The organism is Pseudoalteromonas phenolica, assembly GCF_001444405.1.
Classification (GTDB): Bacteria; Pseudomonadota; Gammaproteobacteria; order Enterobacterales; family Alteromonadaceae; genus Pseudoalteromonas; species Pseudoalteromonas phenolica.
On the sequence record NZ_CP013188.1, the window covers coordinates 21,370 to 44,725 of the forward strand.

Below are 23,356 nucleotides of genomic sequence, written 5' to 3' on the forward strand. Positions count from 1 at the left end.
AACAAAGGCCTCAAGTAAGGCCTTTGTTGTTAGTACAAATTATTCAAATTCTAAAGTGATGTAATTTGTTACGAACGGATCAATGGTAATCGTACCTGTTGCATAGGATTTTCTGTCAACACCTCTGGTTTGCGCTTTAATGTAATACTTTCCCGCTGGCAGCGTAATATTTTCATTAAAAGTTGTATCAAATTTAGTTCTTGTATTAATTAACCAGCCTTCTGGTGAATACTCATATAAGTAAGCTTCGAATGCGACGTTACCAATGCGAGGGTGAAAAGAGCGCTCTACTGTGAGTCTTGTCTTTTCATTTGGGTTACGCTCAGATTTACTAATTGTTGTTTGACCATAATCTCTTGATGTTTTTTTGGCATCGAGTATGTAAATCTTTTCACGTTTTACCGAATAATTACCAGATTGATTAGGTGTGTTTGTTACAGGAGCTGATGGGCTTGTAGAACCAAGGATACCGTTTATTGCACCGTTAACGCCGTCTTTTACAGTTCGTTCAACAGTTGTTGTTGAACAGCCTGATAGTGCCGTAATAGCGGTGAATAATAACGCGAGTTGAGTTTTCATATTTCGTCCTAGTCGTTTTTGGCTTACCTTAAAGTTCAAAAGTACAGACTTTTGAATGCGTTATTATTAAACAATTTACCTGTTATCTGCAATAAATAATATCTAAAATGGGTGCAAGGACTGTTTTTATACCCATCCACTTAATTGAGACAGTTATTTTAAAGATAATAAAATTTGCCGATAAAATCGCTCACGCTTCCTACTAACGCTGAGATACCCACACTCATGTTGGTAAAGCGAAAATTTTGCTATTTAGTTGTTCTTTATTATCGCTCCTGCATAGCTCTATCTTCTGCATCTATGCAGTCGTAATTAAGAAATTTTTAACGAAGCTAGCGTTAGTTTTAGTGCCTCAAAATGATTGAGTATTGGTATTAGTCCCTAGAAAAGAGCAACTATTGTTGAAGATTTGTACTAATAATCAACTCGCTTGCGAAGCTGTTTTGTTTGACCTTTTTTGACTTTGCTATCGACGCGTTTTCGTTGTGAGCTGCGAGTAGGTTTTGTATCTCTTCGTGCCTTTTGAACTTTAATGGCATTTAAAATAAGGGCTTTTAAGCGCTCCAATGACTCCTCTTTATTCATTTCTTGGCTACGATGAGATTGCGCCTTTATGACGATAACCCCCTCTTTGGTGATCCTGGAGTCTTTTAACGCGAGCAGTCTTTCTTTGTAAAATTGTGGCAGTGATGAACGTTTAATATCGAACTTTAAATGAATGGCGGTTGATACTTTATTGACGTTTTGACCGCCTGCGCCTTGGGCGCGGATCGCGCTGAACTCTAATTGCCAAGCTGGAATTTCAACATTGTTTGATAAAGTTAACATATCACTACTCTTGGTATCTAATTAATATCGAGAGTTTAACATGCCAGCTGTAGATGTTTGCAGTTTTGAAGAAATGTTGGTTACAAGCAATTGTTTAAGATAAATCACGGCATCCTTGCCATGGCAAGTGCTTGGGAATTAATGGCCTAGCTGGTACTTATGCGCTAATTGTTGTTGTGAATATTGAAGTGCGCGTTTTGTTGCTTGTAATAAGTCTTTACCCTTGGCTTTTATCTGCATACTCGGCAAGCCCGGTAACAATAATTCGATACTGCATTGCTTCATGCTGATGGCTTGATCGTGATGTATGTCTTTTACATTGATAGTAATTTTACGGATGTTTTTACTGTACTTAGACAGTTTGCTATTCACTAGTCGTGAAATTTGCATTTTTGTCGCAGCATTTTGCAATTTATCTTGTAGCGTCAAAATCAGTTTCATCGTTTAAATTCCAATCAGTTTATAAAGTTTTATCGCGATATATTGCAGCGATGGAATTAATCTACTAATGTAATAGAAAAGAAAAAAGCTGATTAAATCTTACTTAGGGTTCGGTGAAATCGAATGATTACCAACATAAATTACAACCACCTTTATTACTTTTGGCAAGTAAGCCGCCATGGCAGCATCGCGGCAGCCAGTAAAGTGTTACATCTGACACCACAAACGGTCAGTGCGCAAATTACCAGTCTTGAACATAGACTCGGTAAACCATTATTTTTACGTGAAGGGCGAGGTTTACGACTAACTGAGTTTGGTCAAGTGACGAAACAATATGCTGACGATATGTTTGCCATTGCCGAAGAATGGCTTGAAACTACGCAGGGTGATATGAGTAATGTCTCTAAAACGCTCAGAGTAGGTATCTCCGATTCTTTACCAAAGTCCTTGGTATCTAAATGGCTAGCACCTCTGATTGAAAACGAACGTATTTCGAATTTACATTGTATTGACGGTCAGCAAGCTGAGCTATTGGCGCAAATGGCCACGCACAAGCTTGATCTAGTATTAGCTGATAAGCCATTAGATAGTAGTCTGCCGTTTAAAGCTTTTTGTCATGAGATAGGAAAGAGCCAACTGGGCTTTTTTGGTAAAGCCAGCTTACAAAGTAGTGTTCAAACTCAATTCCCTAACCTCTTAAGCGAGCTACCAGTGATTTTACCAGCTAAAACCAGCCCGGTGACAAACGCGATTAAATTTTGGTTAGAAGACCTAGAGCTAGAAGTATCTGTAGCGGGTCATGTTGATGACAGTGCATTAATGAAAGCACTTGGTGAGCAAGGTTTTGGCATCTTCCCTGCGCCATTGTCAATTAAGCAGGAAATCGAAAAAGCACTTGATGTGACTTATTTAGGTTCAATTGAAAATGTCTATCAGCATTATTATGCGTTTACACCTGATAGATTAATTAAAGATTCAATTTACTCGGAGTTTGTGAAAAACGCACAAAGCTGCTGATGTTATAAGCCTAAAATTAAAGAAATTAGGGGCTTTGTACTTTTGTGAGTACAATACGCCCCCATTTACTTTTTTGAGCCCATTATGCAGTCCTCAGCACTCTCATTTCTTGATTCTCATCTTGCTAGTATTTCTCCGTTACCTAATGAAGTGAGGCGCTTATTTCATGGTCGTGGAAAGGCGTTTGAGGGGCTTGAGCAATTGACTATTGACTGGCTTGATGGACAAATATTGATTTCAATTTTCAAAGAAGTGAATGAAGACTTCTTGTCAGTGCTAAAACAGCATATTGCGTCCTGGTTGCAGATAGATGCATGGAAAACGCAAGTAAAAAGTGTTTTGCTCCAGTATAGATTTAGGATGAATTCACCAATAGAAGTGATTTTTGGTGAGTTAACTGAGCGCCAGAATGTCGTTGAAAATAAATTAAAATTTCAGCTCGATTTAGGCCAAAAACAAAATAACGGGTTATTTTTAGATATGCGTTATGGCCGTAAATGGGTATTAGAAAACAGTCAAAATAAGCGTGTTTTAAATCTTTTTTCTTATACCTGTGGGTTTTCAGTTGCTGCTGTTGCTGGAGGGGCTCAAAGTGTTGTTAATCTTGATATGGCTAAAGCGGCACTATCAAAAGGTAGGGTGAATCATCAGTTAAATGAGCATGATTTAAGACAAGTCCGTTTTTTAGGGTATGACTTATTTAAATCTTGGGGGAAAGTCAAAAAGTTCGGCCCATATGACTTAATTATCATCGACCCACCGAGTTTTCAAAAAGGCAGTTTTGCACTGACCAAAGATTATAAAAAGATTTTACGCCGTTTACATGAGTTACTCAGCGAAGACGGGCAAGTGCTAGCTTGCGTGAATGACCCTGATCTCTCTTCTCAATTTTTAATTGACGAAATGGCGGAGCATGCACCTTCAATGCGTTATTTGCGTCGTTTAGAAAATCCACCTGAGTTCATTGATAGTGACCCAGAAGCCAGCCTAAAAAGTTTATTGTTTGTTTTTGATGGAAACCCAGGTGATGTTGAAGTCTTATCTTAAGCTTTAAATCAACTATAAATGGAGTGTAAAGGGGCTTTACACTCCATTTTAAAGTAATAGATCATGATTTTTCCAACTCAAACTTTTGATAGCAAATTGTTTGTGCTTAAAGTCTAAATCTGCTTTTCTTATTTTTATTCTAGAGATTTAGGCTGAATTGTACTTTTAAGATGAAAAAAATAACCTTATTTTGAGATTTAAATTGAATTAATCTAAATAAGGGAGGGTCAAAAAAGTCTGATAAACCGAAATTTTACCAACTCGAGACGTTGTATTTTTTCTTGAGATCAAAATTTTACTAACGTGGTTAACTTATTATTTGATTCACTAGGCCAGAGCTATATGATTGAGCTTTCTGATCTATATTAATTTTTAAGTTAAATAGTTGTTTATATCGGTTAAATTAACTTGTTCATTTTAATCTAGCAGGTATAGTTTATGGCTGCTTTTAGATATCAAATAGGATTTGGCGTATTATGCAATTAGTCGATTTAAACCCAGAAGATCCAAATGCAATCGAGTTATTTGCGGAGATCGATCGGCTGATGAATACACTTTACCCTATTGCCAGCGACCAATCTTTGGATTTGTCTGAACTTCGCCAACCTAATGTGCGCGCGATCGGGTTACAAAACGAAGATGGCATTGTTGCCTGTGGTGCCATTGTAAAACAGTTTGATAAAACACTATATGGTGAGCTGAAACGTTTATACGTGAAGCCGGCTTATCGTGGCAAAGGGCTATCTAAACGCATTATGCAAACGTTACTTCATTATGCTGGAGAAGCTCAAATACCGCTTATGCGTCTTGAAACGGGTAGTAAACAAGCTGAGGCGATTAGCTTGTACGAAAGTTTGGGTTTTAAGCGCTGTGAACGTTTTGGTCTGTACCGAGACAATCCATTAAGTGTATTTATGGAGCTCCCGCTTAATAAAGTGTAAGTCGTATTAGGCAATTATTTGTAAGCATCTGTAATAGCGATATTTTATTTTTTGCAGTAATTTCCACCCCTGTGTTCTATCTTTATTATGATTATTCTGTTTTAAGTAAGGAGACTCTTGACGATGAAAGTACTTGTTGTTGATGATATGGCCGCTATGCGACATGTGATGATGAACATGTTAAGGCATGTGGGGTTCGAACACTTAGATGAAGCTGTCGATGGTTTTCAAGCACTTAGTATGCTTAAGAATACTTCTTATGATCTGGTGATCACAGATCTTAACATGCCTAAAATGGACGGGCAGCAGTTACTTAAGTCGATCCGAAATGATCAAAAATTAAAAGACACGCCTGTGATAATGGTAACTTGCGAAAGTGATAAACAAAAAGTGCAGCAGGCTTTATTAGAAAAAGTCAGTGGCTTTATTTTGAAACCTTTCAACTTACAAACTCTTGAAAAGCAGCTATCAAGGCTAAGAGAAGCGGTTTAAAAAATATAAAGAGGTATCACTTTTAAAAGCGATACCCTGTGTTTTGTGCAATAATTTTATAAGGCTTTACTGATTATCTCCATTGCAGCATTCGTTTGAAAAATATTATGACCGCCTTCGATAATCTTCATTTCTACATTTTTTCCATGCTTCTTTAATTCCCTGTAATACTGTTTGGTCAAATATGGCTTAGTTACATCATCCATTTTTGCAACCAGTAAGCTGATCTTGGTTTTATCTGAGACGTTTGCTGCTAGCTCAATAGGAGAAGAGATTGGCAAGTCACCCCTGAAAGGTTCATATTCGTTGCGCAGTAGCATGTCTTTTCGCCATGCATTAATATCACAAGGGCATGAAATGGCAATCGCATGATTAATTAAGTTTGGATAAAGCCCAATTATTCGCGTTGTTATTGCTGCGCCACCGGAATGTCCAATTAAGACTACTTTTCCTGCTTTATGAATATGTTTTAAGGACTTAATCGCGTCAGTGATTTGCTTTACTCTAACGTCATCATAATTGTCACCTACCGTTAAGCCCATTTCTCCATCTGACTTTCTTCCAAAATCATCTTTGTAGCCAGGTCGTAGCATGCCGACTGCAATCACATTGTCATTACTCTCAACAATTTTTTGAGCAACACGGTTTTGAACAAAAGGTCGAATAAATGCACTGTCGCCATGAAGGGCAATGACTAGAGTTGGGTTATCTGAATTTTCTTGACTCTTATAAGTTTCAATCTTGGTACATAGCTCACCAACCAAAACTTCACGATCAATGTTACTACATGCTGATTTTGCGAGCGCTTTTTGAGTAGGTAACAGGCTAAATAATATACCTGTGATAAAAAAGATATATTTCATAATTACTCCTTATAACTTTAAAGCGTTACTAACAGTGTTTAGAACAATGTCGTTATTGAAAATGTAATGGTTGCCATCAATAAGTTGCAGGGATACCTGCTTGCCATGTTGTTTAAGAGAATCATAGTATTCTCGAGAATAACGAGGGCCTGTGCGCTCATCATCTTTACCAACAATTAAAGAAATTGTGGTTTTATCTGAAACTTGCTTAGCCAACTCCATGGGAGTTTTAGTTTTTAAATCATCTTTTAAGACATCTAACTTCAACCTTTCATAAAGCGTTGCTCGCCAAGCATTTATATTGCAATTACAAGATGCCAGTACTGCACTGTCTACTAAGTTTGGATATATGCCCAAGAGTCTTCCTAGAATTGTTGCACCGCCATAATGGCCAAGTACCACAACTTTGCTAGCATTATGTTGCTGTTTTAAAGCTTGGATTGCTAAAGCAATCTGTTTAATGGTTTCATCATCATAATTGTCACCAACAGTGTCTCCAAGACGTCCATCAGATGTTCTTCCCCAATCATCGGTATAACCAGGTCTTAACATGCCAACAGCAACAACATTTTTTTGTTGAGATGCGAGTTTTTGTGCAATTCGATACTGCTCGGCTGGCTGATAATTATGTGCGTCACCATGGAGAATAATGGCCAATGCAGGGGAAGACGTTAATTGTGTACTTTTATAAGTTTCGATTTTTGTGCATTGGTTATTGGACCAAACTTCATTTTCAATATCTATACATGTTTGTTTTGCGAAAGTGCTAAGTGATGTCATCAATGAAGTAACAATCAGGGAGGTCAAGATTGGTTTCACAGCGGTGCTCCTTACACGCATGATTCAGTGAACGTATATCTGAAGCAAATATTACAAGGAGCATGTATGTTATTCGAGCAAACAGTTGTAAGTTTTTATGACTATTAAAGCTTTTACAATAATTTGTAAGAGCTTATAAATAAAAAATCCGGTATTGGGACATACCGGATTTTACAAAGGATAAATAGGTGATTAGCAGTGTTAAAGCTTAGTCACACCCATATTATGTAATGTGAACCCAAAGATATCGGCGTATTGGTCGATGATCTTGCTCGTAGGTGTACCTGCACCGTGACCTGCATTCGTTTCAATACGAATAAGCGTCGGGTTAGAACCCGTTTGCTTGTCTTGCAGTTCTGCTACAAACTTGTAAGAGTGAGCAGGTACAACACGGTCATCATGATCGCCTGTTGTTACAAGTGTCGCAGGGTACTGCACACCCGCTTTAACATTATGCACTGGCGAGTAGTTTTTAAGGTACTTGAACATTTCTTTGCTTTGATCTGCTGTGCCGTAGTCATAGGCCCAACCTGCACCTGCTGTGAAAGTGTGATATCTCAGCATATCAAGTACACCAACTGCTGGCAGTGCAACTTTAAATAGCTCTGGACGCTGCGTCATGACAGCACCGACTAATAGGCCACCATTAGAACCGCCATTCAGAGCAAGCTTCTTACTTGACGTATAGTCTTTGTCGATTAGGTATTCAGCTGCGGCAATAAAGTCATCAAATACATTTTGCTTCTGAAGCTGCGTACCTGCTTTGTGCCAGTTTTTACCATATTCACCACCACCACGAATATTTGCTACCGCGTAAACACCACCCATTTTTAACCATGCAGCACGAGAAGAGCTGAATGAAGGCGTAAGACTGACGTTAAAACCACCGTAACCATACAGAATCGTTGGGTTTGAACCATCAAGTTCTAAGCCTTTCTTGTAAGTGATGATCATAGGCACTTTAGTGCCGTCTTTTGAGGTGTAGAATACTTGTTTTGATTCGTAGTTATCTGGGTCAAAGTTAATTTCAGGTTTTTGATAAACTTCAGATTTACCTGATTTGATATCTAACTTATAAGACGTGGTTGGTGTTTTGTAGTTACTGAAAGCATAGTATAAAACTTCGTCATCTTTCTCACCACCAAAGCCGTAAGCTGTGCCCACACCAGGTAGTTCAATCGTACGAACTAAATTACCTTTTTTATCAAATTGCTTTACTTTAGATACGGCATCAACCATGTATCTTGCAAAGATAAAGCCACCCCCCATACTCGGGCTTAGTACATTTTCAGTTTCTGAAATAAGGTCTTGCCAGTTAGCTGGTGTAGGGTTGCTTGCATCAACAGTAACAATACGCTTATTCGGTGCGTTGAGGTTCGTTACTAAGGTTAATTTACTGCCTTCGCTATCCATCACATATGTGTCTGAATTGGTGTGATCAAGGATAGTAACTAGCTTACTGTTTGGCTTAGTTAAGTCTTTGATGAATAACTTGTTGCCTGAAGTTGAAACGCTGGCAGAAATAATAAGATAATGTTTATCTTTGGTAACGCTCGCGCCAACATAACGATGTTTTTCGCTTGCTGTTGCGCCATAAATCACTTTATCGGCTGACTGAGGCGTATTTAGTTGGTGGTAATATACTTTGTGCTGATCAGTTTTTGCTGATAACTCACTGCCTTTTGGTTTGTCGTAGCTTGAGTAATAAAAACCTTCATTACCGTACCAAGAAATGCCACTGAATTTCACATCTACTAAAGTTTCACCAATTTGTTTTTTAGTTTCAGTGTCTAATACAATGACCTTACGCCAGTCACTACCACCTTCTGAAATTTGGTAAGCAACCAGTGAACCGTCTTCAGTAAAGCTAATGCCTGCTAGAGAAGTTGTTCCATCTTCACTGAAAGTATTTGGATCTAAAAATACTTCAGGCTCGCCCTCTTCAAGTTGGCGATAAAGAACATATTGATTTTGTAGACCATCATTTTTATAGAAATAAGTATATTTGCCTTTTTTAAATGGTGTGCCGATTTTTTCGAAATCCATTAACTCGGTTAAGGTTTCTTTAATTTGATCGCGATAAGGGATATTCGCTAGGTAATCAAACGTTGTGTTATTTTGCGCTTTTACCCACTCAGCCGTTTCTGCACTCATATCATCTTCTAACCAACGGTATGGATCAGCAATTTGTTGACCGAAATAAGTATCTACCACGTTATCTTTACGTGTATCAGGGTAAGAAACTTGCGTTTTATTTTGTATTGCCACGTTTGAATCAACTTGTTCGTTTGAGCTATTACAGCCTGTCAGTGCGATTGCCACAGACAGTGCTAGTGCTTGCTTTAGCATAGTGTATCCCTTGTTCGTTTTATAATTCATTTCGATATTTAATATTTTCTGCAAAATTCATCTATTTTTATGGGAGAGCAAATAGTTGGTTTTTGCTATTTTTGACTGTAACTCAACGCTGAAACGCTAGTTTTTTGCGTAAAAAACCGTTTCTCAAATATTGCTTTGAATTAAATTAAAATAAAAAAATCGAAGTTTTCACCATTGCCAACCTAGTAACCACATAAAAAAGAGCGCTAGAAGGCTAGATTTAAGTGATAGTATCACTAGTAATAAATACTGAGAAGTAAGATGAGATGAAACTATTTTATATAAATCAATAACATATATTCTTGTTAACATTGATTTACTTAGAAAAAGAAAACTGTAAAGGGGGTTAACAAAGCGATGAGCACTTTATTGCTCATCACTTTTGGGGAATGCAGAGATTACTGTGCTAAGGCGTAGCCACCTTTTAAATGCGCCACATGCTCAAAACCAAGTCGAACTAGCGTTTGTGCAGCAACAGAAGAGCGACTGCCACTGCGGCATACAAGTACCAAAGGTTGATTTTTGTTTAGTCGTTGTAGGCCAATAAAGTTTGCAAGCCTGGTTAATGGCACATTTTTATCAAATTGTTGTGCATGATTGAGTGCATATTCATGTGGCTCACGAATATCAATCAGTTGTACATCCTTGGTGTCGTCTAGATGAGCTTGTAAGGCGTCATTATTTAATTCTAAGAAGCTATGATTTTGTGAGCAAGAAGTCAGCGCGCCACACATAATTTCTTGGTTGGCTTGATCGTGAATATGGCTATCGAGCTTTGCCTTTTTCTTCATAAAATCTGCAACGGGTATACGCACACTTACAACGTCTGCTAATAACTGATTACGCTGCGTTTCTGCATTTAAAGTTGTGACAAACTCATTGTTATAGTCATGGCTAGGGCAAAGTAGGCTATCTTGTTCTAATAAGCCGCTTAGCAACTGTAATGATTGATACATTTGAGAGGCATCGCTGCTTTCAAAGTTTGTTCTGCCAAGTGTGCCCATTAAAATTAAATCACCACAAAAGGTATAAAGGCTATTGAATTTCCCCGCCTTTAACTCTGCTTTGTGGCAAAGCGCCAAGGAAATACTGTCTTGTGTATGGCCTGGCGTGGCAATTTTGACTAAGGCGAATTTCCCTACATCGATAAATGGCAAAGTAAGCATATCGACTGTTACAACGTTGCACTGTGCAGGCCAGCCTAAGTGATCAGTTTTTTGGGTTTTTAATTCATCATTTAACAATTGCGTTCTGGCTGAAGCGTGATCGGCATGGCCATGTGTGTCTATAACCGCTCTTAATTTAAGACCTTGGCATTCTAATACTGTTAATAAGCGCTGAGTGAGTTCTGCAAGCGGCTCAATAATAACTGCTTCTTTGCTTTCACTGTCGACAAATAACCAACAGCAACTTCCACCCACTTTAAACTGAACTAACCCATCGAGTTTTGACTTATTGTCTAAATCATTCATATTTACTAAGCAACTATGGCCAAGTGCTCTAGCGCAATAAGCAATACGCTCACAGGCTGCATCTATTTCTGCTTGTGTGGCTGCAGGGCCAAAAGATAGGCGTATTGCGGCTTCACTTTGTGTTTGGGGAAGCCCCATTGCATCAAGCACGAAACTGCCCGTCACTTTAGAGCTACAGGCTGAACCTGAGCTCACTCGAATATTTGCTGCATCAAACAAATCTAAGATCTCTTTGGCGCTAAACCCTGGAATAGCGAAGTTCAATGTTGTTGGGACACTGCATGCAAAGTTATTGTTAAATACAATGGTAGGAAAAGCCGTTGTTAATGCTTTGGCAATTTGGTCGCGGTAATCACACAGTGTTTCTTTAGTCGCAAATACCCCTCTACCCTGCCCAATTAGCTCATCGAAAATAACATTCAGTGAAGCCAAACCTGGTAAGTTTTCAGTACCTGAACGTAACCCACTCTCTTGCCCACCTCCTGCGATAAATGGGGTAAAAGGGGCTTTTTCACGAATATAGACAAAACCGATGCCTTTCATGGCATAGAGTTTATGGCCGCTAAACGGCGCGTAATCAATACTGGTATTAGCGATTTTCAGCTCAACTTTACCGAGTGCCTGAACGCAATCGACCATCCAGTATGTATTAGGGTTATTACTTCTGATCACGGTTTCTAGTTTGCTTAAGTCTTGCTCTGCGCCGGTTTCATTATTGACTGCCATGGTGCAGATCATTAAAGCATTTGATACTTCTTTGGCGATAAAATCTAGATCTAACATGCCATCCTTATCAACGGGAATGGCTTTAATTTCTGAATGAATATCGAGAATATGATTCCAGTGCTTTAGAGATTCAGGTACAGCTTTATGCTCGGTTGCACCATATAAAATACAAGGCTTTTTATTAGAGTTGTAGCTCTGCTTTGCTTGATAAAGCGCAGACAATATTGCCGTTTGAATGCCTTCTGTTGCACCACTGGTAAAGATAACTTGCCCGCTACTAGCACCGATTACTTTACGTGCTTTACTGCGGGTTTGTTCCATTATTTGCTTTGCTTGAAGACCGGTAATGTGGCTACTACTGGGATTACCAAATTGGGTCTGCATGGTTGCTAGCGCAGCTTGCGCGGCCGCAGGTAATACGGGAGTGGTTGCGTTGGCATCAAGATAGATTTGACTCAATTGCTGCTGCTCAGTCATGACATAGCCTTTATTTATATAAAAATGCGCCTATATTGCATTTTGTTATATCTAATTACTTAAAGGAATATTAAGGGGTTTTTGGTGCTTATTCAACCATAAAGTTTGTAGGGGTTACTGATGTGTCGAGAGGTATGGTTTGTTTTAAAATTGACCTCGTTTCATTGAGCATCTATTTTTGAAGTAGTACTTACCGAGGTACATTAGTGACAATGAAAAGAAAAAATTTGATATTACTGGTTTTATTTCTTGGTGCATTAAGCTGTTACATTTTAGGGTTTGTATTAAGTGCAGGGCTCTTTATTGTTTTAGCTGTAATACTGGAGCTGGTTTTTTGGTTTGGGCTATTTAGAAAATCAAAAACCTAATTGGTCTTTGATTTTCTATTACTTAGTGTCTTATGCTTTTTTTCTAAATGCGCTCGAGCATTGTTCAGTTCAAACCAGAAATTTTCTACTAGGACTTGGTTGTTCAAATAAAAGTTTTTATTAAATGGTAAATACCAAGTTGTGTCTAATAAATGATTTTGACTGTACGTCACCTCTTCTTGAAGATGGTTTTCAAACAGTAAATTTAAGCCTATAAGCCGCTCTACCACATAGCCATCTAACTTTCCCTGCGCCACCATTTTAAGCCCCTGAGCAGGTTCGTACTGGAAGGGACTCAACCAACCTTTTTCATTCAATGTCTGCCAAACTACATACCCCAATGGAGCACCAAGCCCTTGGTTTGGTTTATAGTTTTCTAGTTCAAACTTAGATGAACTTTTAAAAAAAATAGGGTAAGAAGCACTCCAAAGGTGACTATCCTGATTACTTGGGAAAGCATACTCTTTGGCTCTTAGAGGAGTTCTTATCATGGCATATAAAGCATGGCTTTTGCCTGTTTTCACATCTTTTTGGCACCGATTCCAAGGTTTTGAATAAAACTGTACTGCCACATTGGCTTTTTTTGCAGCAGTTTTGATGATATCAGTTAGCAAGCCCTTTGATTGGTTGTTGTTTTGATAGAAATAAGGAGGGTAATTATTTGCTTCATGACAAATCTTCAATACGACATCTGCATGACTATGTGATGAAGCAAAGCAACAACCAAGTAGAACACTTGAGAATAATATGTGCTTTGTATCTATGCTGAAAAGGTTGAATGTAGTCATCACAGTTGTGCTATTGATGGTTGTTTTATAGAGACTATAGTTAATTTTGAATATTAACTCTATAAAGTTGGATCTATTTGATGCAAAAAGAGCAAGAGAGTATCTCTTGCTCTTTGTGAGCTTTATAGCTGATGTCTTAAATCAAAGCGGTCTAGTTGCATTACTTTTTGCCAAGCTTTAGCAAAGTCTTCAGCAAACTTTTGTTTTGCATTGTCATAAGCGTACACTTCAGCAATTGCTCTTAACTCTGAATTTGAACCAAATATTAAGTCTACCGAAGTAGCCGTGTATTGCTTTTGTCCACTCTTACGATCAAAGCCTTCATATAAGCCTTCTTGAGATGATTTTTTCCAAACCGTAGACATATCTAACAAATTAACAAAGAAGTCGTTGCTCAATGTACCGACTTGATCTGTAAATACACCATGAGAGCTGTTATTAGTGTTGGCACCTAATACACGTAGGCCACCAATTAAAGCGGTCATTTCAGGCACAGTTAGATTTAACTGTTCTGCTTTATCAACTAACATTTCAGCTGGTGAGCGATAGCTTTCTTGTTTGTTAAAGTAGTTTCTAAAAGCATCTGCTTTTGGTTCTAGCAGCGAGAACGAGGTTACATCTGTCTGCGCTTGTGTGGCGTCAGTTCTTCCCGGTGTAAAGGGGATTGACACTGTTACACCAGCATTGTTAGCTGCCTTTTCAACAGCTGCTGCACCGCCAAGTACGATGATATCTGCCATAGACACTTTTGTGCTGCCAGATGCTTTTCTATTAAAATTGGTTTGAACAGTTTTAAGTTTATTTAACACCATGCTCAGTTCGTCTGGGTTATTCACTTCCCAATCTTTTTGTGGTGCAAGCATAATACGCGCACCATTTGCGCCACCTCGCATATCTGATGCTCTAAAGCTAGCTGCTGAGCCCCATGCTGTTCTTATAAGCTGAGGGATTGTTAAGCCTGTGCGAAGAATATCGCGCTTTAAGCTCTGAATATCGTTAGCGTTGATAAGTGTGTGGTCAACTGTTGGTACTGGGTCTTGCCAAATTAATTCTTCATTAGGGACTTCATTTCCAAGATAACGCGTACGTGGGCCCATATCTCTATGTGTTAACTTATACCAAGCTTTAGCAAATTCAAGGCGATATTCTTCAGGGTTTGCTAAGAAGCGCTCAGCTATTTTGCGATAGTCTGGATCGTACTTGAGGGCCAAGTCAGCGGTTGTCATAACTGGTGAGTTAAATTTACCTTTTACATGTGCATCAGGCACAGAGGTGTGTAGTGATTCATCGGTTGGGATCCATTGAATTGCACCACCAGGACTTCGCGTCTGTTGCCACTCGAAATTAAGTAAGTTTTGTAAGTAAAGGGTTGTCCATCGAGTAGGTGCTTGTGTCCATGCGCCTTCAAGACCACTGGTTACAGTATCTTCAGAATGGCCTTTTCCACATTTATTTTTCCAACCTAACCCCTGCTCTTCAATCGCTGCAGCTCCGGGTTCTTTACCAACACATTTACCTGCTTTGTGCGCGCCATGCATCTTTCCGAAAGTGTGACCGCCAGCGATAAGCGCGACAGTTTCTTCATCGCTCATGGCCATACGGCCAAAAGCTATACGGATATTTTTCGCAGAGCCGACAGGGTCTGGCTTGCCTTTTGGACCTTCGGGATTAACATAAATAAGGCCCATATGAGTTGCCCCTAGCGGGCGTTGGAGTTTACCGTCACGCTCTTCACGATCACTGGCAAGCATTTCTACTTCAGGGCCCCAATATACAAGATCTGGCTCCCAGTCATCGGTTCTTCCGCCGGCAAAGCCATAGGTTTTAAAGCCCATGTTTTCAAGGCCGACTGTGCCGGCTAATATCATTAAGTCACCCCAAGATATACTCTCACCGTATTTTTGCTTTAAGGGCCATAGAAGTCTTTTTGCTTTATCAAGGTTACCGTTATCAGGCCAGCTATTTAATGGATCAAAACGCATTTGACCACCATCACCGCCACCTCGGCCATCTAGTGTGCGATATGTCCCTGAACTATGCCAAGCTAAGCGGATGAACAATGGACCATAATTTCCCCAGTCTGCAGGCCACCAATCTTGAGATGTGGTGAGTAACTCATTCATGTCTCTTTTGAGTGCAGCCATATCAAGATTATTAAACGCGTCGGCATAGTTAAAGTCTGCACCTAGAGGGTTTGAGCGAGTATCATGATCTCTAAGTGGTGCAAGGTCTAACTGTTCAGGCCACCAGAACTGATTTGATTTTGGTGCACCCGCGACGACTTTTCCGCTTCCTGTCGCCCCCTTTGGTTTACTTATTTGAGATGAACTTGCACACGCGCCCAAGCTGATGATGCTAAGGCCGACAAGAGTAGCCAGCATAGATTTTCGGAACTGAGTATGGATCTTCATTTTGATCATCCTATGAATTTAGTTGTGTTCAACTTGAGCGGATAATAGATTCGTGGATGCGAAGAATGAATGTATTTAAATATGTTATTGAACAGGCTAATTACAAAGGCATTCTAAGCGCACACTATGATTAAGTAGTGTGAATCTTGAGGCGTCCTTTCCTAGTCGCACGATTCATTCTCCAAACAAGAGACTGTTTTTTACGGCAAGAATGAGTATAGAGGGCGTTATTTGATTTTATAAATTGATTAATTAGATTCTAGCGTTCCAAAAAATGGATTTATTATTTGAATAATGAATAGGCTTCTGAAAGTTATGCAGTTAATTTGCTTTGCCTTCTCTTAGGCCAACTTTGTAAAAAATTACAAAACTCTGATTGAGGGATCGGTTCAGACCAAAAGAAACCTTGTCCATATCTGCAACCAAGCTTCATGAGAATATTGGCTGTACTTTTGTCTTCAATGCCCTCGGCAATGTTTTCAATACCTATGGCTTGACTCATTTTTAAAATTGCATCAACCAAGTGGTATTGGTTCCGTTCGTGCATCATATTCCTAATAAAAGATTGATCAATTTTTAATGTTGAGGCATTAAACTTTGTTAAGTAATTTAAGTTTGAATAACCTGTACCAAAATCATCAATAGAAATTGAAACGCCATGGGAAACCATCTGATGAATTTGGGCTTGTATGTTTTTTTCATCTTCTATGAATAATGACTCGGTGATTTCTATGTCTAGGTAAGATGGGTCGAGCTTTTGTTTTTTTAGCGTTTTCAGTACTAAACTGCCAAAATTACCTTTTTTGAACTGTTCGGGTGAGGCATTTACTGAAACACCTAATTGATTAAACCCAAGTTTGTGCCAAGCTTTACAATCTGCTGCAGCCTGTTTTACAACCCAAAGACCTATTTCATTAATTAAACCTGAAGCTTCAGCAACAGGGATAAATTTGGAGGACGAAACGATAGAGTTATCAGGCTTACGCCAACGGATCAGTGCTTCTACTCCTGCGATTTTATTCGTGCTTAATTCTATTTTTGGTTGATAAAACAACTCAAATTCTTGCTGCTCAAGTGCACGCTTCATCCCCGCTAACATAGTTAAACGGGCTTTGCTTTTTTGTTCCATTTCGAGATCGAAAAAAGCAAATTGATTGTGCCCCTGCTGTACTGCTGCTGTGAGTGCTGTATGTGCTCTACGCAACAAAATATCGTAGTTGTTTCCATCATGCGGTGCTATGGCAATCCCAATACAAGCAGAAACCTCAACTTCATATTGTTCAATATAGTTACTAAAAAATGTAGTTTGCAGAGCTTGATGTGCAAAAGCCTCAATATCATGGTAATCAGTTTTATCTAAAAAAATAAAAAACTGATTATTGGAGCCGTGAAACACTTTCGCATGCTCTTCATTGAACTGCTTAAGGCGCTGAGCAATCATGTTAATGAGCTTATCACCGACATCAAACCCTAATGATGCATTAATAGAATTTAAGTTATTAAGAGTGAGTACCATCAAAGCGCTAAGTTGTTCAGCCTGATTCTGGCGAAAAACTTTGCTTTGAACATATTGAGCACATGCAATTTCATTTGGAAGTAGAGTCAACCTATTCGTTAGCGCTCTCTTCTGAGTCCTTTTCTTATTTCGAATTGTGTTGATATGTGTTTTGACAAGCCTTTCTAACAGGCGGTCAATATCTTTGGTTAATAAGTTGACAATAAATGCGAAGATTACAATAACCAAAGCCATATTATGGGCTTTTCTCCAATCAGCAAAATCAGCCAATGGTGAAGCGAGTAACCCTGTGTATTCTGCATAAGCCAAACAGTAGATACTGAGAACCATAAAAGACGATGAGGAATAAATTAGCAGTCGGCTGCCAAGCATAGCGCAAAATATCAAAATACAAGGGTAAGCAAGTAGACTCGTATCGTATAAGCCTTCAATATTCCAGGCAAAAAAGAAGGCTAATAAGGTCAGTGTCCAGATAAAAATACCCGATACGATGGGCAGTGTATCTTCACATAAGAACCAATTTAGGAAAGAAAAAATACCAACAGCTACCAGTAGTGTAACGGCATAGCTTTGCTGGTAAATAAAAATATTAAGAATAAAAAACAATGTCAGAGAACAACTGATCAAAGATAGTAATGTCTTTAATCTATTCACTTTGTCTGAGGCGATTTGAGTAAGAATACTGTCATATTCTATTGGTTCTAATTTACTCATATTTTTGCTCTAAACTGTCTATTGCTGATGCAAATGAGAGGTTTCGGCCTCCCTTCTTTTTTGACTCAACTTTGATTTCATACATTGCCTTATCGGCCAGATGAATTAGCTCAGGTTTATGGCTTGAATCATTAGGGTAACAAGCTGCGCCCATACATAGACCGATTTGTACATTAGATTGATGAGAAATTAGTGTGTAAGGTTTTCCAATTCGTATCGTTATTTGACTTGCGAGTGCTTCGAGTTGTGTTTTCTCAAAGTCTCTGAGCACTAAAACAAACTCATCTCCTCCCCATCGGCATGTAATACTATTACTTGGCGTAAGCTGCTTTAGCTGATTGGCTACGTTAATCAGCACTTCATCTCCCGCATCATGGCCGTAAATGTCATTAACCTGCTTAAATCCATTTAAATCCATTAAGACAAAAATAAAAGGGGTTTTGCTTTTTATAAGTTGATCAATTTGTTTTTCAGCGGCTTGTCGATTAGTCATATTGGTCAGGGCATCATAATCAGCCCGTCGGCTTAGTTCATCTAGCTCATCTCTTTTCTTTGAAACATCATTTAATGTAACTTGGTAATAAGACTTTAAGTCATCGGTAACGATACTCGATACAACTACTTGTAACCATATAGTTTTCCCCTGCTCTTTAAATCTGAGACGGTGTTCTCCAATTGCTATTTCATCATTTAAAAAAGCACTATTTACAGTGCGTGTGAGCAAGTCAGGTGTTTCAAATAATTCGCTGAGAATTGCGCCATAATTTTTTTTAATAGGTTGGCCAATACGTTCAAGTAAGGTTTTGAACGCATTGTTTGTCAGAAGAATATTCCCTCTTGGTTCCATTAAGATGATAGGCGCAACAGAGTTTTCGAAAAGCAACCTGAAGCGCTTTTCAAGTATTTCAATTTCAGAGCGTAAAAAGCGTTCTTGAGAAATCTGATCTTCTGCCTTTTCTAGCAACAAATTGATATCTTCCACTAGGTTGCCTAGTTCACTTTTATCATGAAATATTGGTTTCTTGAGTCTTCGGGCTGTGCCAGGGTTTAACGAGTGCAGGCTCTTAGCAATGATGAGTATCGGTTTTGTAATAAAATAAAAAGCGATAAAAATCGCGATAAGCGTGACGAAAAAAGCTTGTAAAAGCAGAGAGTTAGATAAAAAACTTGCCGCCTCTCTCGAGTCTTGTTCAATATACTCAAGATTGTGTTGTACGGTAATTTTTCCTAGTTGCTCTGACGTTTCAAATGGGGATGTGACAATAAACTCAGTGTACTTTTCATGGTTCTTAAGGTAGGTGTCACTTCGGATTGTAAATAGCTCGGCTTCGAATGATGCAGCGATAATCTCTTGGCTATTGTCTAGCCCATTAATAACCTCTTTTGCGAGTTCTTGGTCACCTAAATAGGCTGCAATATTGGCTGTAGGTGCAACAACATCGTACAGCTGCTTAATATTAGCCTGAGTTTTATTTTGGTTGTGTTGATAGGCGAACTTAAAAAAAACTTGAGAAGAAATGAAGCCTACGAAAACTGCCGCAAAGCTTATAGAGATAGCAAGCCTTAATAATAAACCGCTTTTATTCATACAACTCCATTACAACCTTGACCTTTTGCGCTATCGGCTTGGTTAAAGCGTCACTATATACATAGCCAATGGCATTAGGATTATTCTCAACAAAATCTATAATTACCTGTTGATCTCTCAGCTCTAATGGAGGTTTTGCTCTACCTGTAAAGCGCACTCTAGACCAATATGCATTGACTCTCGAAAGCGGCATATTCACGAGGCGTTTATAGAAAATAGACTTAAGTTCATTTGTCGCAAGAGTATCTAGTGGCTGTGCAGATTGGTTATTGGGAAATGCAACATAGCGGCCCATATACAGATCAATTAACTGCTTTTTCGTTAAAGTGTTTGTCGCGTTGTTAGCATTAACAATTACTGATATCTGCTTTGCCATAGCTGTATTAGCAAAGTACAAAGCAATGAATAGTATTGAAATGAGCGTTAACTTTTTCATAATCAGAAGGTAAAACTCACGCTAAAAAATACAGTTGTAAAAGACTCTTTTGGCGCAAGCGTATTCATACCTTGATATGACCAGAGTGCACCTCCTTGGGCATCTATGCTTGTATGGTCAAACTGTAACTTGAATGCGACATTGTCTTTAATATCGTAGCGAGCCCCAACAGAATGGGTTTGCTGATTAGGGCTGAAAACACCAAATGATTCATTGACAGCTAAAAATAACCTCTCTACTTGTTCTGGTAAATCGCCATTGAGTTGAACGGCTTCGTTTATTTCATTAGATTTTGACTTGGCAATGGCGTAAGTGTAAAAGAATTGGCCCTTATCATAATTATAGGTGGTATTTACATAACCACTTTTAACTGCCGACACAACGCTCGAATCACTTTTGAGCCTGACAATTTCAGCCAATATAGTAAATGCATCAAAGTTGTACCTTAACCCAGCAGAAGTGAAATATGTTTGCTTGTTCACTAAAGAGAACTCACCTAAAAAATTATTTTTATCTGGCCATAATTGTTCAGGAATGAGTTCTAAGCCATTTATAACTTCTTGCATGCCAGCAATATTATCTCTGGTTTTCGCTCTGGTGTGTTTTATTGAGAAAGTCCAATCGAATTGACTGAGTTCGAGAGAGGCACCTAGGCCATTAAATATTTCTAGATTAACAGTTTGGTCATCTAAGGCGACTTCACCTATTGATTCGCCAGCAAATAACTTGATGCGGTAGTCTAAACTTCCAAAGGAGTTTATGTACGAAACATCAGCTCCATCAAAAGACCTAAAAGGTAATAAGCTATAAACTTCATTGGGAACCTTAGCCCAAGGATAGGCAAAACTTATATCTCGATATTCGGTGAGTAAATATAAATCAAGTAAAGTTCGGCCAGCTCTAAAATCCCAATTAGGTGAGGGTTTGTAACGTAAGAAAGCTAGGCTCAGCGTGTTATCGAGGGAAATATTATCTTGACCGCGGTACACAACTTGGCCAACAAAATCGAAGTTGGCATTGAGTGATATGTCGGTTTGGAATCCAAGCGAGCTAATTGAATTAAAATCAAAATTGTCTTCAAACTTATCGTTGTATTTAGAGATGTCTGTTCGAAACTTGTAGGTATCAGAATTTGAGTGAACGAACCCGACTGTGCCAAATCCACTAAAAGATATTTTTTCTGCACTGTAGCTATAGCAAGATAATAAAAGTAGACACGAACAAAATGCTCTTAACATCTAACCTCTCGCTTGATACTTAATTAACCTGACAATAATTTTAATATAGCGGAGAATTGAATTTTGTATAAGATATAAGCGCAATTTTATTATGAGCTTGTAATAACAAAAAAGGAGCCAATCGGCTCCTTTTTAAACACATAGCGTCGTGATTATTTGTTCACAATTGCGTTGTGGTAGATGTTTTGCACATCATCACAATCTTCTAGCATAGTCATGAATTTTTCAAAGTTAGCTAGGTCGTCTTCGCCTGTGATTTCAATGTGTGTTTGTGGCACAAAAGTGATTTCGTCTACTTCAAAATTAATGCCTTCGAATGCTTCTGTTAATGCTGTTTTTGCTTTGAAGTATTCAGTGTGTGGTGCGAATACAGATACTTTGCCGTCTTCAACTTCAACGTCAGTTACATCAACATCAGCCATCATTAATGCTTCAAGCACCACTTCATCATCGTCGCCATCAAAGCCTAAAATAGCTAAGTGATCGAACATATGAGCAACACAACCTGGGCTGCCGATTTTCGAATCTGTTTTTGTGAATGGCAGACGTACATCTTTGATAGTACGATTTGGGTTATCTGTTAAACAGTCAACGATAACCATACAGTTACCCGGGCCGTAACCTTCGTAACGTGCTGGAGAATAGTCTTCACCTGCACCGCCCGCTGCTTTCTCAACAGCTTTGTCGATAACGTGTGCTGGTACTTGGTCTTTTTTCGCTTTTTCGATTAGACGACGTAAAGATAGGTTTGTTTCAGGATCTGCACCGCCGTTTTTAGCTACAACGTAGATTTCCTTACCGTATTTAGAGTTAACTTTGGTTTTTGCCGCCGCCGTTTTTGCCATGGCGTTTTTGCGGACTTCAAATGCTCTGCCCATCTTAATTCTCGTATTATGAATTTAAAAAATTGCCAAGATTCTAGCAAGACTCAAGGCTTTGAGCTAGAGGGCAGCGAGAATAGCGGCATATTTTTAAAAACCAAACGTTACGGAAGGACTAATTTAGTCAATTGCGAAAAGTGCTCGATTGTATACGTCGCTGTATCCGCGTAGTCAGGGCACGCATCAATAATATATAAACAACTGTCCATTTGCGCATTGTCTGCAGCCTGAATATCAAACAAAAAATCGCCAACGTAAATGCATTGCGATGGATTTACTTGCCAACTATCAGCAACTTGCAGTAGCGCTGTTGGATCAGGTTTTGCGGGGGCATCGTCTCGGGTGAGTACAATATCGAACTCAAGACCGGTTTTTGCTAGCTTCAGTTGTGCCGCGTGTTGACAGTTACGCGTTACAACCGCCATTTTGATGTTTTGCTCTGCCAGCGCTGCAAGACACTCTACAACACCCGGCATTAGCACTGCCGATTCAGCATCTTGGTATTCATGGCTTAAGACAATATCCATGGCAGCTTGAGCTTCAACCTCTGGCAGCTGTTCAATATAGGTCAATAAATCGGTATGTTCAGTACATCCGATTTCATCGCGAATATGTTTAAAGTTTAAAGAGGAGCTTACTAACGTGTTGTCTAAGTCAAAGATAACACCTTGGTAGTTAGCATTTACTGCAGTTTGAGTCATAAAAGAGAATGGTTTTAGTGAGCGTATTTTGAGTATATACGAAAAGATTAAAAGGTTGGATTAGAGTCTTTATTGTGGGAAATACTGTTTAGTAATTAGCAGAGCCTGGGCTCTGCTAATTATAAAAGCAAAAGACGGTTACTTATCAAAATGAACAGTGAGCCAGTTGTCTTCACCATCAAAATGTAAGGTTTTTACTTTGCCTTTACCTTCGAAGTTGACCATGTTGACTTGATCTGCCCAGACATCCCTGAGCGCACCATGTTGCATTCTCAGCGCGCTAAAATCTGCGGGGATCTGCGTTTCTTGGTAAACCCAAAAAAACTTTCCATCAACTTCCTGACCGACCAATGAAAGCTTGAGAGGTGTCTTGTCTGCTAACTGTAAAGCCACTTTACGATTTACATATTTTGCAAATTCGGCTCTATCTTTAGCGTGTTTAAACAGATCGGCATGACCGCCTATCAAGGTCTCTACAGCATGTTCAGTATCGTGCAGATAAAAGCGATGCATGAGCTCAAGATTACCCGTACGCTCATTGATCAATACGGTTGTCATTGCAGCTTTTAACTGGTGAGCGGTGACTTGACCGCTCAACAGTAAAAGTAAGCTGGCAGCAAGCCAAGCTCTCATG

Annotated in this window: 20 protein-coding genes; 4 read left to right on the forward strand and 16 right to left on the reverse strand. The window is 39.0% G+C overall.

Annotated features, from left to right (window positions below; genetic code table 11):
• Positions 1-39: 39 nt before the first annotated feature.
• The 3 genes from PP2015_RS17420 to PP2015_RS17430 all read right to left on the reverse strand — a co-directional run bounded on the left by PP2015_RS17420 (position 40) and on the right by PP2015_RS17430 (position 1,848).
• Entirely contained in the window at positions 40-579 is a 540-nt protein-coding gene (locus PP2015_RS17420) for a hypothetical protein (RefSeq protein ID WP_058031707.1), read from the reverse strand.
• A gap of 414 nt (positions 580-993) precedes the next feature.
• The gene (arfB, locus tag PP2015_RS17425) at positions 994-1,407 is read right to left on the reverse strand and encodes an alternative ribosome rescue aminoacyl-tRNA hydrolase ArfB (RefSeq protein ID WP_058031708.1); all 414 of its coding nucleotides are present in this window, start codon (positions 1,405-1,407) and stop codon (positions 994-996) included.
• A 138-nt stretch (positions 1,408-1,545) separates the two neighbouring features.
• The gene (locus PP2015_RS17430) at positions 1,546-1,848 is read right to left on the reverse strand and encodes a hypothetical protein (protein WP_058031709.1); all 303 of its coding nucleotides are present in this window, start codon (positions 1,846-1,848) and stop codon (positions 1,546-1,548) included.
• Between the two features lie 123 nt (positions 1,849-1,971).
• On the opposite strand from PP2015_RS17430, the gene nhaR reads away from it, so the two are divergent.
• The 4 genes from nhaR (at position 1,972) to PP2015_RS17450 (ending at position 5,345) form a co-directional block, all read left to right on the forward strand.
• Positions 1,972-2,865: a transcriptional activator NhaR gene (gene nhaR, locus PP2015_RS17435; protein ID WP_058031710.1), complete on the forward strand. Its 894-nt coding sequence runs from the start codon at positions 1,972-1,974 to the stop codon at positions 2,863-2,865.
• 84 nt (positions 2,866-2,949) lie between these two features.
• Complete coding sequence (locus tag PP2015_RS17440) at positions 2,950-3,912, forward strand: class I SAM-dependent methyltransferase (RefSeq protein ID WP_058031711.1); 963 nt, start codon at positions 2,950-2,952, stop codon at positions 3,910-3,912.
• A 476-nt stretch (positions 3,913-4,388) separates the two neighbouring features.
• The gene (locus PP2015_RS17445) at positions 4,389-4,853 is read left to right on the forward strand and encodes a GNAT family N-acetyltransferase (RefSeq protein WP_058031712.1); all 465 of its coding nucleotides are present in this window, start codon (positions 4,389-4,391) and stop codon (positions 4,851-4,853) included.
• Positions 4,854-4,976: 123 nt separating this feature from the next.
• Positions 4,977-5,345 carry a response regulator gene (locus tag PP2015_RS17450; protein ID WP_058031713.1) on the forward strand — a complete coding sequence of 123 codons (369 nt, stop codon included), beginning with the start codon at positions 4,977-4,979 and terminating at the stop codon, positions 5,343-5,345.
• Positions 5,346-5,401: 56 nt separating this feature from the next.
• Here the strand turns inward: PP2015_RS17450 and PP2015_RS17455 are convergent, their stop codons facing one another.
• From PP2015_RS17455 to PP2015_RS17515, 13 genes are all read right to left on the reverse strand, one after another.
• On the reverse strand, positions 5,402-6,208 hold the full coding sequence (locus tag PP2015_RS17455; protein ID WP_058031714.1) for an alpha/beta hydrolase family protein: 807 nt from the start codon (positions 6,206-6,208) through the stop codon (positions 5,402-5,404).
• A 9-nt stretch (positions 6,209-6,217) separates the two neighbouring features.
• Entirely contained in the window at positions 6,218-7,027 is an 810-nt protein-coding gene (locus PP2015_RS17460; RefSeq protein ID WP_058031715.1) for an alpha/beta hydrolase, read from the reverse strand.
• Between the two features lie 201 nt (positions 7,028-7,228).
• The gene (locus PP2015_RS17465; RefSeq protein ID WP_058031716.1) at positions 7,229-9,376 is read right to left on the reverse strand and encodes a prolyl oligopeptidase family serine peptidase; all 2,148 of its coding nucleotides are present in this window, start codon (positions 9,374-9,376) and stop codon (positions 7,229-7,231) included.
• 428 nt (positions 9,377-9,804) lie between these two features.
• On the reverse strand, positions 9,805-12,081 hold the full coding sequence (locus PP2015_RS17470; RefSeq protein WP_058031717.1) for an aminotransferase class V-fold PLP-dependent enzyme: 2,277 nt from the start codon (positions 12,079-12,081) through the stop codon (positions 9,805-9,807).
• A gap of 364 nt (positions 12,082-12,445) precedes the next feature.
• Complete coding sequence (locus PP2015_RS17475) at positions 12,446-13,237, reverse strand: transporter substrate-binding domain-containing protein (RefSeq protein ID WP_058031718.1); 792 nt, start codon at positions 13,235-13,237, stop codon at positions 12,446-12,448.
• 122 nt (positions 13,238-13,359) lie between these two features.
• Positions 13,360-15,618 carry a catalase/peroxidase HPI gene (katG, locus tag PP2015_RS17480; RefSeq protein WP_405127377.1) on the reverse strand — a complete coding sequence of 753 codons (2,259 nt, stop codon included), beginning with the start codon at positions 15,616-15,618 and terminating at the stop codon, positions 13,360-13,362.
• A 343-nt stretch (positions 15,619-15,961) separates the two neighbouring features.
• Complete coding sequence (locus PP2015_RS17485) at positions 15,962-17,878, reverse strand: putative bifunctional diguanylate cyclase/phosphodiesterase (RefSeq protein WP_058031720.1); 1,917 nt, start codon at positions 17,876-17,878, stop codon at positions 15,962-15,964.
• Positions 17,871-19,466, reverse strand: a complete 1,596-nt coding sequence (locus PP2015_RS17490; RefSeq protein WP_058031721.1) for a diguanylate cyclase domain-containing protein — start codon at positions 19,464-19,466, stop codon at positions 17,871-17,873. Before PP2015_RS17490 ends, PP2015_RS17485 begins: the two co-directional genes overlap by 8 nt.
• Positions 19,459-19,902 (reverse strand): type 2 periplasmic-binding domain-containing protein, encoded by a 444-nt coding sequence (locus tag PP2015_RS17495; protein WP_058031722.1) that lies wholly within the window; start codon positions 19,900-19,902, stop codon positions 19,459-19,461. Before PP2015_RS17495 ends, PP2015_RS17490 begins: the two co-directional genes overlap by 8 nt.
• A gap of 2 nt (positions 19,903-19,904) precedes the next feature.
• A complete protein-coding gene (locus PP2015_RS17500; RefSeq protein ID WP_058031723.1) occupies positions 19,905-21,140 on the reverse strand; it encodes a hypothetical protein in 1,236 nt (411 codons plus the stop codon).
• A 152-nt stretch (positions 21,141-21,292) separates the two neighbouring features.
• Positions 21,293-22,018, reverse strand: a complete 726-nt coding sequence (locus tag PP2015_RS17505) for a YebC/PmpR family DNA-binding transcriptional regulator (protein WP_058031724.1) — start codon at positions 22,016-22,018, stop codon at positions 21,293-21,295.
• Between the two features lie 107 nt (positions 22,019-22,125).
• A complete protein-coding gene (locus tag PP2015_RS17510; protein ID WP_058031725.1) occupies positions 22,126-22,722 on the reverse strand; it encodes an HAD family hydrolase in 597 nt (198 codons plus the stop codon).
• A gap of 138 nt (positions 22,723-22,860) precedes the next feature.
• Positions 22,861-23,355: a DUF6702 family protein gene (locus PP2015_RS17515; RefSeq protein ID WP_058031726.1), complete on the reverse strand. Its 495-nt coding sequence runs from the start codon at positions 23,353-23,355 to the stop codon at positions 22,861-22,863.
• Between the last annotated feature and the right edge of the window lies 1 nt (position 23,356).

Coding starts and splice junctions, on each gene's coding strand:
- PP2015_RS17495 (WP_058031722.1), bottom strand. CDS start 19,902: ATGAAAAAGTTAACGCTCATTTCAATACTATTCATTGCTTTGTACTTT.
- PP2015_RS17450 (WP_058031713.1), top strand. CDS start 4,977: ATGAAAGTACTTGTTGTTGATGATATGGCCGCTATGCGACATGTGATG.
- PP2015_RS17470 (WP_058031717.1), bottom strand. CDS start 12,081: ATGACTGAGCAGCAGCAATTGAGTCAAATCTATCTTGATGCCAACGCA.
- PP2015_RS17420 (WP_058031707.1), bottom strand. CDS start 579: ATGAAAACTCAACTCGCGTTATTATTCACCGCTATTACGGCACTATCA.
- PP2015_RS17465 (WP_058031716.1), bottom strand. CDS start 9,376: ATGCTAAAGCAAGCACTAGCACTGTCTGTGGCAATCGCACTGACAGGC.
- PP2015_RS17440 (WP_058031711.1), top strand. CDS start 2,950: ATGCAGTCCTCAGCACTCTCATTTCTTGATTCTCATCTTGCTAGTATT.
- PP2015_RS17505 (WP_058031724.1), bottom strand. CDS start 22,018: ATGGGCAGAGCATTTGAAGTCCGCAAAAACGCCATGGCAAAAACGGCG.
- arfB (WP_058031708.1), bottom strand. CDS start 1,407: ATGTTAACTTTATCAAACAATGTTGAAATTCCAGCTTGGCAATTAGAG.
- katG (WP_405127377.1), bottom strand. CDS start 15,618: ATGCTGGCTACTCTTGTCGGCCTTAGCATCATCAGCTTGGGCGCGTGT.
- PP2015_RS17430 (WP_058031709.1), bottom strand. CDS start 1,848: ATGAAACTGATTTTGACGCTACAAGATAAATTGCAAAATGCTGCGACA.
- PP2015_RS17455 (WP_058031714.1), bottom strand. CDS start 6,208: ATGAAATATATCTTTTTTATCACAGGTATATTATTTAGCCTGTTACCT.
- PP2015_RS17445 (WP_058031712.1), top strand. CDS start 4,389: ATGCAATTAGTCGATTTAAACCCAGAAGATCCAAATGCAATCGAGTTA.
- PP2015_RS17500 (WP_058031723.1), bottom strand. CDS start 21,140: ATGTTAAGAGCATTTTGTTCGTGTCTACTTTTATTATCTTGCTATAGC.
- PP2015_RS17510 (WP_058031725.1), bottom strand. CDS start 22,722: ATGACTCAAACTGCAGTAAATGCTAACTACCAAGGTGTTATCTTTGAC.
- PP2015_RS17490 (WP_058031721.1), bottom strand. CDS start 19,466: ATGAATAAAAGCGGTTTATTATTAAGGCTTGCTATCTCTATAAGCTTT.
- PP2015_RS17515 (WP_058031726.1), bottom strand. CDS start 23,355: ATGAGAGCTTGGCTTGCTGCCAGCTTACTTTTACTGTTGAGCGGTCAA.
- PP2015_RS17475 (WP_058031718.1), bottom strand. CDS start 13,237: ATGACTACATTCAACCTTTTCAGCATAGATACAAAGCACATATTATTC.
- PP2015_RS17485 (WP_058031720.1), bottom strand. CDS start 17,878: ATGAGTAAATTAGAACCAATAGAATATGACAGTATTCTTACTCAAATC.
- nhaR (WP_058031710.1), top strand. CDS start 1,972: ATGATTACCAACATAAATTACAACCACCTTTATTACTTTTGGCAAGTA.